Raw genomic sequence first — 13,918 nt, 5'->3', positions numbered from 1 at the left:
CAGGCGTTCGTGGACGGCTACGTCACGGCCAGCGCAGGCCTGCGCATCCAGCGCGACATCGCCGGCCATCCCACGACCCTGCAGGTCAACGTCGAGAACCTGTTCGACAAGAGCTACTGGAACTCGGCCGGCAACAACCTGCTGGGCGTCGGCGCGCCGCGGACGGTGAAGTTCGCCGTCACCCGGGCGTTCTGATGCTGAACGTCCTGCGCAAGGTCCACGCCTGGGCGGGGCTCGCGCTCTGCCTGCTGGTCCTTCCGCTGGCCGTCTCCGGCGTCCTGCTGGTCTTCAAGCCGCAGTGGATTCGCGCCACCGTCCCGGGCGCGGACGCCTCGGCGACCGTCACGGCGGACACCGCGGCCGAGAGCCTCGCGGCGGCCCAGGCCGCCTTCCCGGGCCTGCGCAGCGTGACCTTCGCTGGGCCCGAGGTCGGACTTCACCAAGCCTACGTCGCCGACGGCGGCGGCGGTTACCTCACCTCCGACGGCGAGGTCATCCAGGGATGGGACAGGAACGCCCGCGTCGTCGACTGGCTGTTCGACCTGCACCACCACCTGCTCTCGGGCGAGACCGGCGCCACGGTCGCCGGCGCCATCGGTCTGGCGACCGCGCTGATGGTCGTGACGGGACTGATCGTCTGGGCGCCCGCCTGGCGCAGCTTCAGGGGCCGGATCGCGCCGGGCGCGGGCCGCGCGGGCTGGCTCGCGGCGCACCGCGACCTGGGCCTCATGGCCGCCCCGGTCCTGGTCGTCATCACGCTGACGGGCGCGGCCCTGAACCTGGACGCGCTGGCCGCCCGCGTGATGGGCTTCCAGCCATCGCGGCCACCCGCGGTGGGTTCCGGCGATGTGGACTGGCCCGGGGCGCTTTCGGCCGCCCAGGCCCGCTTCCCCGACGCCCAGATCCGCATGGCCATCCTGCCCGCGGCGCCCGGAAAGCCCGCTTCGATCCGCCTGCGCCAACCCGCGGAGTGGCATGCCAATGGCCGCACCGTGGTCTGGATCGACCCGGCCACAAGCCGAATCGCGCGCGTCGACGATGCGCTCGCATATGCTCCCGCGCAGAGGGCCTACAACGCCTTCTGGCCCATCCACGCCTCCAAGGTCGGCGGCGTCGCGTGGAAGGCAGTCACCTTCGCCGCGGGTCTCGCGCTGATCGCGCTCAGCCTCTACGGCGCGGAATCCTACCGGCGGAAGCTGTTTCCCGCGCGCCGCCGGGTTCGGCAGGCCGCGGCCAGAGCCGGCTAGCCCGGCGGCTTGTCCAGCAACCGGCGGGCATCCTCGATCGTGGCCGTGGTTTCCGCGGCCTTCGCCGCCGCGCCGCACACCGCCGCCAGCTCTCCAGCTTCACCCGGCGTCCACGGGTCGTCCTCGATCGTCATGGCCGGAGCATCCGGATCGCCATCGATCATGACCGCCGCCATGGACAGCCGCCGCACGGTTCCGGCCGCGCAATCCGCCTCATGCCGCTCAAGCAGGTGGCTCAGCCGCCCCTCGGCCAGCTCGGCCTTCGGGCGCACGATCATGATGTGGTCGTAGCTGACCCTGGCGCGCGAGCGGCTGAGCGTGCCCAGATCGACGAGCTGAACGGTCTCGGGGTTGCGGAACGTCACGGCGAAAGGCGCCGCAGTCGCCGGCGTCGCGAGCGCGAGGACGACGAGAGGCGTTGCGCCCCTCAAGCGCCCGCCGCGCCGCCCAGACGGGTGAGCGCCTCTTCCAGCTTGGCCTTGGCGGCCCCGGCCTCGGCCAGCCGTTCGCGGTTCTCCTCGACCACCTCTTCCGGCGCCCGGCCGACGAAGTCGGGGTTGGCGAGCTTCTTGGCGGTGCGGTCGATGTCGGCCGTCAGCGCGGCCACCTCCTTCGTCAGGCGCGTCCGCTCGGCGGCGATGTCGATGAAGTCGGCCACAGGCAATGCCAGCGTGGCGCCGGCCACCACGTAGGGAATCGAGCCCGCCGGCGCGGCGTCCACGAAACGGACCTCGGCGACGCGCAGCAGGCGCTGCACCAGGGCGGCGCTGGCCTCCAGGACCCGCCGCTGCTCGGCCGAGGCCTCGACCACCAGCAGCGGCGGCTGAGCCGAGGGCGGCACGTTCAGGCCCTGGCGGACGGAGCGGCCTTCGGTGATCGTCTCGACGATCAGGGCGACCTCCGCGTCGGCCGCGGGATCGATCAGGGCGGCGGGCAGATCCGGCCACGCCGCCGTCATCAGGAAGCCGCCCTGCGGGCGCGGCGCGCCGAGGTCGGCGGTCTTCTCCCAGAGCTCCTCGGTGATGAAGGGCATCACCGGGTGCAGCAGCTTCAGGATGACATCCAGCACCCAGGCGGCCGTCGCCTGGGTCTCCGCCTTCGCGGCCGCATCGGCGCCGCTCAGCAGCGGCTTGGCCAGTTCGACGTACCAGTCGCAGAACTGGTTCCAGATGAAGCGGTAGAGCCCCTCGGCCGCGTCGGCGAAGCCGCAATCGGCCAACGCCTCGGTCACCGCGGCCGCGGTGCGCTGCGTCTCGCCCACGATCCAGCGGTTCAGCGGGGCCCTGACCGCGGCCGGGTCGAACCCTTCCGCGCGGGCGCAGCCGTTCATCTGGCAGAAGCGCGTGGCGTTCCACAGCTTGGTGCCGAAGTTGCGATAGCCCTCGATCCGCTGGCGCGAGAGCTTGATGTCGCGCGCCTGACCCGACATGGCCGTAAGCGTGAAGCGCAGCGCGTCGGCCCCGTACTCGTCCACCAGTTCCAGGGGATCCATGACGTTGCCCTTGGACTTGGACATCTTCTTCCCCTCGGCGTCGCGCACGAGGGCGTTGATGAAGACCCGCTTGAACGGGACCTCGCCGGTGAAGTGGATGCCCTGCATCATCATCCGGGCGACCCAGAAGAAGATGATGTCGAACCCGGTGATCAGGGTGTTGGTGGGATAGAAGCGCGCGAGGTCGCCCGTCTTCTCGGGCCACCCCAGCGTCGAGAACGGCCAGAGCCCCGACGAGAACCAGGTGTCGAGGACGTCCTCGTCCTGCTTCAGCGGCGCAGGTCGGCCGTAGTGCTCGTCGGCCTTCTTCTGCGCCTCGGCCTCGGTCTCCTCGACGAACGCCTTGCCGTCGGGCCCGTACCAGGCCGGGATCCGGTGGCCCCACCAGAGCTGGCGGCTGACGCACCACGGCTGGATGTTCCGCATCCACTCGAAGTAGGTTTTCTCCCAGTTCTTGGGGACGAAGACGGTGTCGCCCTCCTCCACCGCCTTGATGGCGGGCTTGGCCAGCACGTCGGCGGCGACGTACCACTGGTCGGTCAGGTAGGGCTCGACGACCACGCCGGAGCGGTCGCCGTGCGGCACGGTATGGCGGGTCTTCTCGATCTCGCGCAGCAGGCCCAGCGCCTCGAACGCCTCCACCACCTTCTTGCGGGCCTCGAAGCGGTCGAGCCCGCGGTACTCGGGCGGGGCGTTGTCGTTGATGCGTGCGAAGTCGTCGAAGATGTTGATGACGGGCAGGTTGTGGCGCTTGCCGACCATGAAGTCGTTGAAGTCGTGCGCCGGGGTGATCTTCACCGCGCCCGAGCCCTTCTCGGGGTCGGGGTACTCGTCGGCGATGATCGGGATCGGGCGGCCCACGATCGGCAGGCGCACGGCCTTGCCGACGACGGCCTTGTAGCGCTCGTCGGACGGGTGAACGGCGACCGCCGTGTCGGCCAGCATCGTCTCGGGCCGCGTCGTGGCCACGACGATCTCGCCCGAGCCGTCCTCCAGCGGGTAGGCGAAGTGCCAGTAGTGGCCGTCGACCTCGCGCTGTTCGACCTCGAGGTCGGAGATGGCGGTCTGGAAGTGCGGGTCCCAGTTCACCAGCCGCTTGTCGCGGTAGATGAGCTTCTCCTTGTGGAGCTTCACGAACACCTTGCGGACGGCGGCGCTCAGGCCCTCGTCGAGGGTGAACCGCTCGCGAGACCAGTCGCAGGAGGCGCCCAGGCGCTTCAACTGGTTGACGATCGTGCCGCCCGACTGGGCCTTCCACTCCCAGACCTTGGCGACGAAGTCGTCGCGGCCGAGGTCGCGGCGGCTGAGATTGCCGCTCAGCGCGAGCTGGCGCTCGACCACCATCTGGGTGGCGATGCCTGCGTGATCGGTGCCGGGCAGCCACAGGGCGGCCTTCCCGCGCATCCGCTCGAAGCGGATCAGCACGTCCTGCAGGGTGTTGTTGAGCGCATGGCCGATGTGCAGCGAGCCCGTCACGTTCGGTGGCGGGATCACGATGGAGAACGGCTCGGCGTTCGGGTCGTCGGTAGGCGCAAAGCCGCCGGATTTCTCCCAGGCCTCGTACAGGCGCGGTTCTGCGGTCTTGGGGTCGAAGGTCTTGTCGAGCATCTACGGACTGTTTCTGGCTGAGCGCGTGCGTGTAGCAGTTCCTCCCCCGTTGGGGGAGGTGGCCCGAAGGGCCGGAGGGGGTCACCTCCGGTGGAGGAAGCCCCCTCAGTCAGGCTGCGCTGACGGCTCCCCCGGCGGGGGAGCGATGATCTCTAGCGTACTCGGCCGCGCGCGATGCGATCGACCTCGGACTCGACGGCCTGCTGGACGATGGCGGGCAGGTTGTCGTCCAGCCACTGCTGGAGCAGCGGGCGCAGAAGTTCGCGCACCACGTCCTCGAGCGTGCGGTCCGACGCCGGCATGGCGATATTGGCCGACAGTCGGCCGAACGCGGCGGCCGCAGCGGTGGCGACGTGCTCGCTCACGAGCGTCGCGGCCACGGGCGCCGGCTCCGGCGACCGCTCCGCCACCGGTGCGGGGGCCGGCTCGGGCGGCGCCACCGCCTCCACGAAGTCGAGGTCGCCGTGGGTTTCGACGCGCTGCGTCAGCTCCAGGTCGTCGTCCTCCGCGTCGGGCTCGGGTTCGGGCTCAGGCGGAGCCGACGGCGGCGCCGCTACTTCAGCGGCCGCCGGTTCCGGCTCGGGCTCCGGGATCGGCGCCGGCTGTTCGGCGCTCGCCGGTTCCGGCTCCGCCTCTGACTCCGACTCGGGCGCCGCGGCGGGCTCGCCGCCTTCGGCCGGCGCTTCGTCTTCCGAGATGATGCGGCGGATGGAGGCGAGGATCTCCTCCATCGTCGGTTCTTGGGAACTCTGTTCGCTCATGACCTTGCCGCTGCGGTTGAATCCAGGCGCCTGGACCCTAGAGCATTCGGCGGTTCGCTTGAACGGCGAATGTTCGGGAGACCGGCCTGGATCCGGAGCGTGCGTCGTCCGGTGCGCGCTACGGCCGCGGCGAAGGCTACTTCCTGCCCGCGGACACCGCCGGCGGCGGTTGCAGTCCAGGACCGATGGCCTTCTCCGTCGGCTTCTCGGCGGGCGCCGCCGCGGGCCAGGGCGTCAGCGCCTGGTCGACGATGGCGACCGGCTCTTCCCACGGCACCCAGCCCCAGGTGATCCGCAGCTTCCGGAAGTTCTTCGCCGCGTCGTACTGCTGGACGGCGGGGATGAGGTTCTTGGCCTCCAGCCGGCCCATGGTGGCGAGCACGTTGGAGGCGGCGACGTATTCGTCGCGCCGGGAACTGACCTGGTTCAGCTCGGCCTGGCGCAGCTCCTGCTCGGCGTTCAGCACGTCAATGGTGGTGCGCAGGCCCACCTTCTGCTCCTCGCGGGTGCCCTCGGCGGCGATCATCGCGGCCCGGACCTGCTCCTCGCTCGAGACGATGTTGGCGCGGGCGGCGACCAGTTGGCTCCAGAACTGGGTCACGCCCTGGAGCACGTTGCGGCGCACGCCTTCGACGGTGATCCGGTCGGCGTTGTTGCGCTCGACCGCCTGGCGGACGCGCGAACTCACGAGGCCGCCCGAGAACAGCGGCACCTGCACCTGGACGCCGAGGCTGGAGCCCCGGGTGAAGAAGTCCCGGTCCCAGATCTCCTCGCGGACCTGGTTGCGGAAATCGAGCGTGGCCTGGACGCCGAGGGTCGGCATGCGCTCGGCCCGGGCCCCGGCGACGCGCGCGCGGCTGGCCTCTTCCGCGAACTGCTGCGCGCGGAGCTGAGGGTTGAACTGCTCGGCGACCTTGTACGCCTCGTCCGGGTCGCTGGGCAGCATGAACGCGAGCGACGGTTCCGGCTCCAGCGTGCCCGGATTCTGCCCGACCAGCGTCGCGTATCCGGCCCGCGTGATCGCGAGCTGGGCGACCGACTGCTGCAGCAGCGCCTGCGCCTGGGCAAGGCGGGCCTGCGACTGGGCGACGTCGGTGCGGGTCACCTCGCCCACGTCGAACCGGGCCTGGCTCTCCTTGAGCTGGTTGGTCAGGACGTTGACGTTCTCCTGCCGGATGCGGAGCGACTCCTGGTCGCGGCGAGTGTCGGCGTAAGCCTGGATCACCGAGCTCAGCACCGAGGCCTCGACGCGGCGCAGGCTCTCGCGGCCCGCCAGCACGTCGGCGTTGGCGGCGTTGAGCGCGGCGGCGGCGCGGCCGCCGGTCCAGAGCGGCTGGGTGAAGGTGAGGCCCGCCCGGGTCAGCGCCGAGTCCGAGCGGCCGCCGGCGTCGGGAATCCCGTCGCCGTTGCGGTCGAACGCCTGGCCCGTGATGATGGCGACGCGGGCCGGGACCGCCGACTCCGAGTAGCTCCAGCTTCCCGTGGCGCTGAGCGTCGGGCGGAAGTTGGTGCGGGCCTGGACGTAGCTTTCGTCGAGCGCGCGCTGCGTGGCGCGCTGGGCCTGAAGCTGGGGGTTGTTCTGGTAGGCCAGCGCGATCGCATCGGCGAGGGTTTCCGCCCCGGCGGGGACGGCGGTGGCGCCAAGCGCGCCCGCACACACGGTCGCGGCCAACAGACCGCCGCGGAAGTTCATCGGCATTTTCTTATCCCCGATCTCGCGAGAGACGCTGGCTTATATGCTGTCGTCTGCCGCGTGGGCCAAGCCACGTCACCTTAAGCTTTTTTCACACCGCCTCGTTACGCGGCGATTTCAGCGGCAACTAAAAGGCGAAGCCGCGATTCGCCTCGAATCCCGCCAGCACGGGGGGAAAACAGTCGAACAGGTCGCGCCGCCCTACTCCTTCGGACGAACGGACATAGAGCACGGCCTGGCCGACGGGGCCGTCACGCTCGACGATGCCGAGGCGACCGTTCGTCGCGAGCGCCGCGGTCCAGGCGTCCGGCGCGCGGGCGACGGCGCCCTCGCAGACGATCATGTCGAACGACCCTGCGGGCAGCGCCTCGCCGGCCTCGATGCGGACCACGCTGGCCCCCAGTTCCTCTATCACCGCCGCCGCATAGGGCGCGCTGATCGCCAGCGCACGTTCGCCCGGCATCGGCCGCAGCGCCTGCACCAGCTTGCCCACGTCGCGGGGCTTCAGCAGCACGCGGCCCGGCGCGTACTCCGCCTCGATGTCGGCGTAGGCGAGGTGCGTCCTGCCGGCCGGCAGGAAGCTCTCGCGCGGCAGCTTCCGCATCGCGTCGTGGATGCGGACGTCGGTGACGTCCTGGGTGCGCACCTGGCTCTCCACCATGTTCAGGCGGGCGGCGGCGAAGTCGGCCATCGGGAATCCTTGCGGACGGCAGTGTCCGTTGGCGGGCGTTATAGGCAGCCTCGCCCGGAAGGCAATTGCGGCTATGGGGGCGTTCTGCTAGTCCCGCGCCTCACCTCCGGCGGCCTGATGGCGGAGTGGTGACGCAGCGGACTGCAAATCCGTGCACCCGAGTTCGATTCTCGGTCAGGCCTCCACCTCAACCTCGGAAATCACGCCCTGCGGGGCCGAAACCCTAAGCCGCACCCTAAACGGGCCGGTTCATTGGGGCGCGCAGCCTCGCACAGAAAGTTAGTTTGCGTGTACACGTCATAGGCGATTGTGACCTAGGCTAGGTTAGCCTATTACGGGGCGTCGGCAGGGGCAATCCCGCCCGGCCGGACAGGACCCGCACCGATGCTCGACCAGCTCCAAGCCGCCGCCCCTCTTTCGTCGCCGGGAACTTCGCCGTGACCCTGCGCATCGTCAAGTTCTTGGAGGCGCAGGCCAAGCAGGAGGCTTGGACCTAACTCCTCCGGCACTGCGGAGAACCCGCCTAGGCCCGGAGCGCGCGAGCGTGGCCGGGCCGAAGGCGTGCAAGGGCACTCCCGCCCGGCAACAGGAGACGAAACACATGGCTTTGACGAACAGCGAGAAAGACGCCGTCCGCAGGGCGGTCAGGATTATCGGCAAGGAGGGCAGCGATGCGATGGAATACATCGTCAGCGTCACCACGGCCGGCGAGGCCGAGCAGGACCACTTGGACGAAGCGGTGGCGCAATTCGAATGGCTCGCGAACGCATAGGCGGTGAGCCCGCCAAGGGGGGGCTTGCGCCCGCTCCCCCGCTACTACCACCCTACCTCGGAGACCGGAGAGAGCCCCGTGTGGGAGAAGGAAATAGAGGCGCTACTTCGCGAGGTCGAAGGCCTCACCGCAAAGTACGTTGGCAGGAACGCCGAAGGCGAGCAATGGGGCGAGACGTGCGACCGCCTAGACCGGCTCGACAAGTTGGCGAAGAAGATCAGGAAGCGTCAGGCCGCCCTATGAGCGCCGCTAAGCGTGTACACGCCAGTTTACGGGATGCCGCGACACGCCTTATGGGGGCGGCGGAGGAGCCCCAGCCCATGTCGCCGCAGGAATACCGAGACGCCATCGCCCGACTAGGGCTCAGCCAAGTTCGAGCCGGCGTCTTTCTGGGCGCGACCGACCGCACCTCGCGACGTTGGGCGGCCACCGATGAGCCGTCGTCAATCCCCGGCTCTGTGGCGCTGGCGCTGGCGCTGGCTATCTGTCTCAAGGAGCAACACGGGATGGAGCTGGACGCCATCCGAGAGTTGCTAGGCGAGATCACGGCCGACGACGACTAGGCCCAGATCGGCGCGCGGCAAAAAGGCCCCCGGCGATCACCGGGGGCCTTCGCGTTTCGGGATGGCGACCTAGCTCCCCTAGAGATTCGACTAGCCAACGGCGCGGGTCAGTTTCGGGCGTCCTGGAAGTCGCTGTTTGCGAAGAAGACTGCCGACGGCTAGTACCTCTGGCGCAACGCGGAGCGGCGGTCGCGCCACGGAGATCGGCAGACCGCGTTGAACGTGGTCGGGGGGAAAAACGATGAAAGGCACGCTGCTCGCGCTCCTTGCGTCTATCGGCGCGGCTGCAGCGCCCGCGTCGGCCGGCGCGGTCCAGATGTGGGCCGACTACCGCGGCGTCGTCACCGCCGGATATGGCGCGAACGGGGAGCTCGGAGGCGGCCCGAGCGTAGTAGGCCAGGCGTGGCGGGCCGTGATCGAATACGACACCGATCTAGGCACGACGTTCGGTGTGCCGCCGCATGAAGACGTCGTCCTGCAGGGAGGGGGGCTCTACGGCACCACCACCCCGATCACGCGCGCATTTTTCCGGTTGAAGGGCGTAGGGCTGTTCAACTTCACGGGGGCGTACCAAGGACGGATCGTCGCTGACGAGGACGCGCTGATAATCCACAGCGTGGCGGACGCCGCGGATGGCCAGAGGTCTATGTTCTTCTGGGCCTATACTCCTGGCAGGGTAGGCGCCGTGGACAAGGATGTGTCCAGCACAGACCCCATCGGCGCGCACATCATCTTCGATGGCCGGTCCGTGGACCTTCAGATAACCAGTTTGACCGTTCGACATGGTGTTCTGCCGGAGCCGTCATCCTGGGCCCTAATGCTTGGCGGCTTCGGCCTCACCGGCGCGCTGCTACGCCGCCGAGCCGCGAAATCCGCCTCGGCCGGCCAGCGGGCTTGAGCACTGTAATGTGCAACGAGTACCAGGCTGCAGCTCTCATGGGACCCAACCGAGATCCGCAAGATCAAGGGTCCCGATCCGCTGGACGCATGGCCCCTCGAACCGGCCGCTGAACCAGCCCTTCAAGCCGACCGACCGCGCGCCGGTGTTGCGGGCCGTCGATCCTGGCGACCCGGCCGGTGGTTTGGAAAGCGTCGAGATGCGGTGGTGGCTGATCCCGGCGCGCCACCGCGGCCCGCCTAACGACTGGAAGAACCTCTGCACCAACGCGCGCCTCGAGACGGTCGAGAAGCTACCGAGTTTCGCCGGCCCCTACGCCGAGCGGCGCTGCCTCGTCCCGCTCACCGACTTCATCGAGTACGACACGCCGCCCCACTGGAAGCCCAAGACGCCGAAGCGCCGTTGGTCGATCATGTGGAACCCGCAGGACGAGGCTGACCGGGTCCGTTACTTCGCCGGCGCTGGGATCGATGGGAGCCGCCAGGGCAGGAGCCGGTCGAGAGCTTCGCGTTCGTGACTGGGCCGCCCGGGCAAGCGTTCTCGGCGCCGCAGCCCGACACCGGAAAGCCGCTGCACACCCGTCAGGCGGCGTGCTGACCTTCGACCAGGGCATCGAGTGGCTACGCCTCGACGGCCCGGGAAAGGCGATGCTGCGCGTCACAGGGACGCTTGGCGATGCACGGCGTTGCATGGGTAGGCCAATGCGACCTAGGGGCCGCGCCTACAATTTGCTCAGCCGCGTACAACCTCGCGCAAGGGTTCGTATCCCGGTCAGGCCTCCAACCTATCCGGCAAGCTTCGCCATATTTCCCCTGGTGGGTGAGTTTCGTAGATCGCCGTTCGGTTTCCCGGTAAGTCGCGAGCGACACATATCGACCGGGGAACAGGATGTCTCGGAATTCAACTGCAGCGGGCCTTGCGGCCTTGATGATCGCCGTCGGCGGCGCGGGGGCCGCGCAGGCGCTCGATATCGCTTCGTCCGCCCAGGGCTGGGCGAACGACACGGGCGCGCCCCAGTTCTTCGCCTACACGAACGGCGCCGCCGACGGGAACAACACCTTCACCGGCAACGAATTCGGCGGCCGCTTCAACAGTTGGGCGGCGTTCGACATTCCGGTCGGCGTTTACACGACGGTGCAGCTCGAACTCGCGCTGAACTTCTACGGCGACGTCATCGGCGACCAGATCGGCGTCTACGACGTCAGCACCGCCTATGCGGTGTTCGAGAACGGCACGACCAGCGACGACTCGACCTACATCGATCTCGGCAGCGGATCGAACTACGGGAACTTCTTCGCTCTGAACGGCAACATCTTCACGATCACGCTGGGTGGGAACGCGCTCGCCGACGTGAACAGCGCGGCCGGCGGCAAGTTCCTCATCGGCTTCACCAACCTGACGAAGAACGCCACCCCGTCCGGCGATTTGCAGGACGACGGCGTCTACACGAACGGCAGTTCGGTCGGCAGCCCCGTCCTGCGCCTGGATGGCGCAGCCGCGGTCCCGGAGCCCGGGGCCTGGGCGCTGATGATCCTGGGCTTCGGCGCCGCCGGCTCGATGCTGCGGGCCCGTCGCCGGGCCGCCGCCACGGCCTGAGCCCAGGCGTCCTGGACGCAACGATTGGCCCCCGCCTCGCGCGGGGGCTTTTTCGTTGGCGCGGGGCGGTCGCCTCGCCGCCGGTTCAGCCGCCCGCGTCCTCGAGGCGGCGGGCGAGTTCGACTTTCGAGTGGACGTCCAGCTTGGCGTAGACCGCCGCCAACTGGTTCCTCGCCGTGGCCCGGCTGATGCGCAGTTCGGCCGCCGCCTCGGCCGCGGTGAGTCCGCGCGCGAACGCCGTGGCCACCCGCAGTTCGGCCGGAGACAGCGGCGGCTCGGTCGCCAGGTCGGCGAAGGACAGCACGTGCCGGTCGCCGCCCCGGTGCAGGCGGAACCGCTGCCCCTTCACCTGGGTCCGGTCGCCGGTCCCGGCCACCAGCGCCCGAAGCGGCGGCGGCAACAGCGGGCCGATCCAGCCGTCGAAGAGGGTCCGCATCCGGAGGCCGAACGCGGGATCCGAGGCATGCACCTGCCCCAGGCCGTCGACCACGGCGTGGCCGTCGGGGAGCGGCGGCGGCGCGCGCCCGCTCCCGTCGCCGCCGCGCGCCACGTGCCACAGGAGGCGGTGGCGCCAGGCCGCCGCCAGATGCGGCATCAGCAGCTCCAGCGCGTCGCGCTCGTCGTCGCGGAAGACCGCCCGGCGGTCGGCCCGGAACAGGTAGACCAGCTCGCCCACCTGCGTGACAGGGTCGATCGCGGTCACCCCCAGGGCGTGCTCCATGCCGCCGGGCCCGCAGAACGCCTGGTAAATCTCGGACTGGTAGTGCTCGCCCAGCGTCTGGATGTCCTCGTTGCGCAGCGCCTCGCCCGGGCGCTGGGCGACGGCCGCACGCAGCAGGTCGTGGGCCTGCCAGCGCACGCCGTACTCCACGAGGCGTTCGGCGGAGAAGTCCACCGCGGCGATCCCGAAGATCAGCATCGGCTCCTGCACGCCCGACCCCCAGATCGCGGAGTCGAAGGGGATCAGTTCGCGCAGCCGATGCAGGCAGCCTTCCCGAAACGTGGCGAACGGACGGAGCGGCGCCGCCTCGTGGATGTCCAGCGCGACCTGGTTGATGCGTCGGGAAAAATTCAAGTGGCCGCGACCTCTCCCACGCCCAGCGTCCGCCACAGCATAGGTCGCCGCCGCGCAGCGCCCATAGAGCATATGCATCATTGTGGAGCTTGCCGCGGCGGGCGCCGCCATCCCGCGCCGCGAATTGGGGTGCATCGGCGCCATGGAGCGCCGAGCGCCCTCGCCATAGCATCTGTCTGAAACTACTTCGCTTTTCCCCTCACAGGGGAATTTCCCGGACCCAGCTCCGGGCGAACATGAACAGTGAGGATTGAGATGAAGAAACTCCCGGCGATACTCGCGGCGGCGGCCATCCTGGGCGGCGGCGGCCTTCCGGCCACCGCGCAGGCCACGGCCGCCTTCGGTACGTTGTCGTTCGTGCAACCGACCGGAACGGCCGGCCCCAACGACGTGATCGACGTCTACCTTCGCCTGACCCTGGACGCGAACTCGGCCACGCTGAGCGTCGACGAATTCGGCGCTGTCACCTCGGGCGGCCCGAGCCTCACCGAGCTCACCGACGCCGGAATCGACGTGAACCAGCCCTATGGCATAGGTCTCGCGGGCTACCTCGGCTGTTCCGGAACCTTCGTCCCCCCGGGTTGCGGGCCCGCGGAATACGAGTACGCCTTCCAGTCCCCGCCCGCCGACTTCACGCTCAGCGCCGGGGAATCCCTGGACTTCCTCTGGCTGACCTTCACGCCGTTCGGCGGACCGGCGGCGGCGGGAACGTACAAGTTCTACGAGACGGCCATGACGATCGGCGCCTATGGCGTGGATTCCAACGGCGACTCCAAGTTCCCCGCCTTCGACGCCTTCGGCATGACCTGCGCCAGCGGCGACGATCGCTGCGCGTTCAGCCGCACGGTCTCCAGCGGCGGCGGTGGCGGCGGCGGGGTCCCCGAGCCCACCACCTGGGCGCTCCTGATCGGCGGTTTCGCCCTCGCCGGCACGGCGCTCCGGGCCCAGCGACGCCGCGTCGCCGCGACCTAGACGAGCCGGCGCCACGCGAATGGAGCCCCCGTCACCGCGGGAGCTCCATTCCGCCCGGGTCGACACCCGCGTGCAGCCGACCTAGACCGCGGGGATGCTCAGCGCCCTGCCCCATGTCCTCGTCACCGGCTCCAGCCGGGGAATCGGCGCCGCCATCGCCGACGCGCTGGATGGACGCGCGCGGTACGTCGGCCACAGCAGCCGCCCGGCGCCGGGCCGCGTGGCCGCCGACCTGTCCGATCCTCTCGGCGCCGAGCGCCTGTGGAGCGAGGCCCTTCGCCTCCTGGACGGCCGGATCGACGTGCTGGTGAACAACGCCGGCGTGTTCGAGCCCGCGCCGGTGGACGCCGCGCTGACCGACTGGCAGGCCGCCTGGGGCCGCACGATGCAGATCAACCTGCAGGCCGCGGCCGACCTCTGCCGCCGCGCGGTCCTGCACTGGCGCGAACGCGGAACGGGCGGCCGGATCGTCAACATCGCCAGCCGCGCCGCCTATCGCGGCGACTCGCCCGCGCACTGGCACTACGCCGCCTCGAAGGCCGGCATGGTC

Annotated in this window: 16 protein-coding genes and 1 tRNA gene; 11 read left to right on the top strand and 6 right to left on the bottom strand. The window is 69.7% G+C overall.

Annotated elements, in window-relative coordinates:
- The coding region (locus tag JNL41_RS14975; RefSeq protein WP_293476267.1) for a TonB-dependent receptor at positions 1-195 on the top strand (195 nt) is incomplete at its 5' end.
- Entirely contained in the window at positions 195-1,247 is a 1,053-nt protein-coding gene (locus JNL41_RS14970; RefSeq protein ID WP_293476265.1) for a PepSY-associated TM helix domain-containing protein, read from the top strand. The genes JNL41_RS14975 and JNL41_RS14970, both read left to right, overlap by 1 nt.
- Here the strand turns inward: JNL41_RS14970 and JNL41_RS14965 are convergent.
- The 5 genes from JNL41_RS14965 to JNL41_RS14945 all read right to left on the bottom strand — a co-directional run bounded on the left by JNL41_RS14965 (position 1,244) and on the right by JNL41_RS14945 (position 7,492).
- Complete coding sequence (locus JNL41_RS14965; protein ID WP_293476263.1) at positions 1,244-1,612, bottom strand: hypothetical protein; 369 nt, start codon at positions 1,610-1,612, stop codon at positions 1,244-1,246. The two genes, JNL41_RS14970 and JNL41_RS14965, sit on opposite strands and share 4 nt — an antisense overlap.
- Before the next feature lie 62 nt (positions 1,613-1,674).
- Positions 1,675-4,347 (bottom strand): valine--tRNA ligase, encoded by a 2,673-nt coding sequence (locus JNL41_RS14960; protein ID WP_293476261.1) that lies wholly within the window; start codon positions 4,345-4,347, stop codon positions 1,675-1,677.
- A gap of 152 nt (positions 4,348-4,499) precedes the next feature.
- Positions 4,500-5,108: a DUF2497 domain-containing protein gene (locus JNL41_RS14955; RefSeq protein ID WP_293476259.1), complete on the bottom strand. Its 609-nt coding sequence runs from the start codon at positions 5,106-5,108 to the stop codon at positions 4,500-4,502.
- Positions 5,109-5,244: 136 nt separating this feature from the next.
- Positions 5,245-6,807: a TolC family outer membrane protein gene (locus JNL41_RS14950; protein WP_293476257.1), complete on the bottom strand. Its 1,563-nt coding sequence runs from the start codon at positions 6,805-6,807 to the stop codon at positions 5,245-5,247.
- A gap of 121 nt (positions 6,808-6,928) precedes the next feature.
- Positions 6,929-7,492, bottom strand: coding sequence for a protein-L-isoaspartate O-methyltransferase (locus JNL41_RS14945; protein ID WP_293476255.1), 564 nt, complete (start codon positions 7,490-7,492; stop codon positions 6,929-6,931).
- A gap of 111 nt (positions 7,493-7,603) precedes the next feature.
- On the opposite strand from JNL41_RS14945, the gene JNL41_RS14940 reads away from it, so the two are divergent.
- The 7 genes from JNL41_RS14940 to JNL41_RS14910 all read left to right on the top strand — a co-directional run bounded on the left by JNL41_RS14940 (position 7,604) and on the right by JNL41_RS14910 (position 11,321).
- Positions 7,604-7,677: transfer RNA gene (locus JNL41_RS14940), tRNA-Cys, on the top strand.
- A gap of 416 nt (positions 7,678-8,093) precedes the next feature.
- Complete coding sequence (locus JNL41_RS14935; RefSeq protein WP_293476253.1) at positions 8,094-8,264, top strand: hypothetical protein; 171 nt, start codon at positions 8,094-8,096, stop codon at positions 8,262-8,264.
- Positions 8,265-8,342: 78 nt separating this feature from the next.
- Positions 8,343-8,507: a hypothetical protein gene (locus tag JNL41_RS14930; RefSeq protein WP_293476251.1), complete on the top strand. Its 165-nt coding sequence runs from the start codon at positions 8,343-8,345 to the stop codon at positions 8,505-8,507.
- A 77-nt stretch (positions 8,508-8,584) separates the two neighbouring features.
- Positions 8,585-8,827 carry a hypothetical protein gene (locus JNL41_RS14925; protein WP_293476250.1) on the top strand — a complete coding sequence of 81 codons (243 nt, stop codon included), beginning with the start codon at positions 8,585-8,587 and terminating at the stop codon, positions 8,825-8,827.
- A 241-nt stretch (positions 8,828-9,068) separates the two neighbouring features.
- A complete protein-coding gene (locus JNL41_RS14920) occupies positions 9,069-9,725 on the top strand; it encodes a PEPxxWA-CTERM sorting domain-containing protein (RefSeq protein WP_293476248.1) in 657 nt (218 codons plus the stop codon).
- A gap of 10 nt (positions 9,726-9,735) precedes the next feature.
- A complete protein-coding gene (locus JNL41_RS14915) occupies positions 9,736-10,242 on the top strand; it encodes an SOS response-associated peptidase family protein (protein WP_293476246.1) in 507 nt (168 codons plus the stop codon).
- A 410-nt stretch (positions 10,243-10,652) separates the two neighbouring features.
- Entirely contained in the window at positions 10,653-11,321 is a 669-nt protein-coding gene (locus JNL41_RS14910; RefSeq protein ID WP_293476244.1) for a PEPxxWA-CTERM sorting domain-containing protein, read from the top strand.
- 85 nt (positions 11,322-11,406) lie between these two features.
- On the opposite strand, the gene JNL41_RS14905 is transcribed toward JNL41_RS14910, so the two are convergent.
- A complete protein-coding gene (locus tag JNL41_RS14905) occupies positions 11,407-12,396 on the bottom strand; it encodes a LuxR C-terminal-related transcriptional regulator (protein WP_293476243.1) in 990 nt (329 codons plus the stop codon).
- 255 nt (positions 12,397-12,651) lie between these two features.
- Between JNL41_RS14905 and JNL41_RS14900 the strand changes: the two genes are divergently transcribed.
- On the top strand, positions 12,652-13,368 hold the full coding sequence (locus JNL41_RS14900) for a PEPxxWA-CTERM sorting domain-containing protein (protein ID WP_293476242.1): 717 nt from the start codon (positions 12,652-12,654) through the stop codon (positions 13,366-13,368).
- Between the two features lie 94 nt (positions 13,369-13,462).
- The coding region (locus JNL41_RS14895; protein ID WP_293476240.1) for an SDR family oxidoreductase at positions 13,463-13,918 on the top strand (456 nt) is incomplete at its 3' end.

It is taken from the genome of Phenylobacterium sp., assembly GCF_016793285.1.
Lineage (GTDB): Bacteria > Pseudomonadota > Alphaproteobacteria > Caulobacterales > Caulobacteraceae > Phenylobacterium.
The sequence above is the reverse complement of the archived record's forward strand: the minus strand, read 5'-3'. Positions and strand labels throughout refer to the sequence as shown.

Bases quoted from the DNA above. Each gene is read 5' to 3' on its own strand.
- JNL41_RS14945 (WP_293476255.1), bottom strand. From the start codon at position 7,492: ATGGCCGACTTCGCCGCCGCCCGCCTGAACATGGTGGAGAGCCAGGTG.
- JNL41_RS14955 (WP_293476259.1), bottom strand. From the start codon at position 5,108: ATGAGCGAACAGAGTTCCCAAGAACCGACGATGGAGGAGATCCTCGCC.
- JNL41_RS14935 (WP_293476253.1), top strand. From the start codon at position 8,094: ATGGCTTTGACGAACAGCGAGAAAGACGCCGTCCGCAGGGCGGTCAGG.
- JNL41_RS14920 (WP_293476248.1), top strand. From the start codon at position 9,069: ATGAAAGGCACGCTGCTCGCGCTCCTTGCGTCTATCGGCGCGGCTGCA.
- JNL41_RS14910 (WP_293476244.1), top strand. From the start codon at position 10,653: ATGATCGCCGTCGGCGGCGCGGGGGCCGCGCAGGCGCTCGATATCGCT.
- JNL41_RS14900 (WP_293476242.1), top strand. From the start codon at position 12,652: ATGAAGAAACTCCCGGCGATACTCGCGGCGGCGGCCATCCTGGGCGGC.
- JNL41_RS14960 (WP_293476261.1), bottom strand. From the start codon at position 4,347: ATGCTCGACAAGACCTTCGACCCCAAGACCGCAGAACCGCGCCTGTAC.
- JNL41_RS14950 (WP_293476257.1), bottom strand. From the start codon at position 6,807: ATGCCGATGAACTTCCGCGGCGGTCTGTTGGCCGCGACCGTGTGTGCG.
- JNL41_RS14925 (WP_293476250.1), top strand. From the start codon at position 8,585: ATGTCGCCGCAGGAATACCGAGACGCCATCGCCCGACTAGGGCTCAGC.
- JNL41_RS14970 (WP_293476265.1), top strand. From the start codon at position 195: ATGCTGAACGTCCTGCGCAAGGTCCACGCCTGGGCGGGGCTCGCGCTC.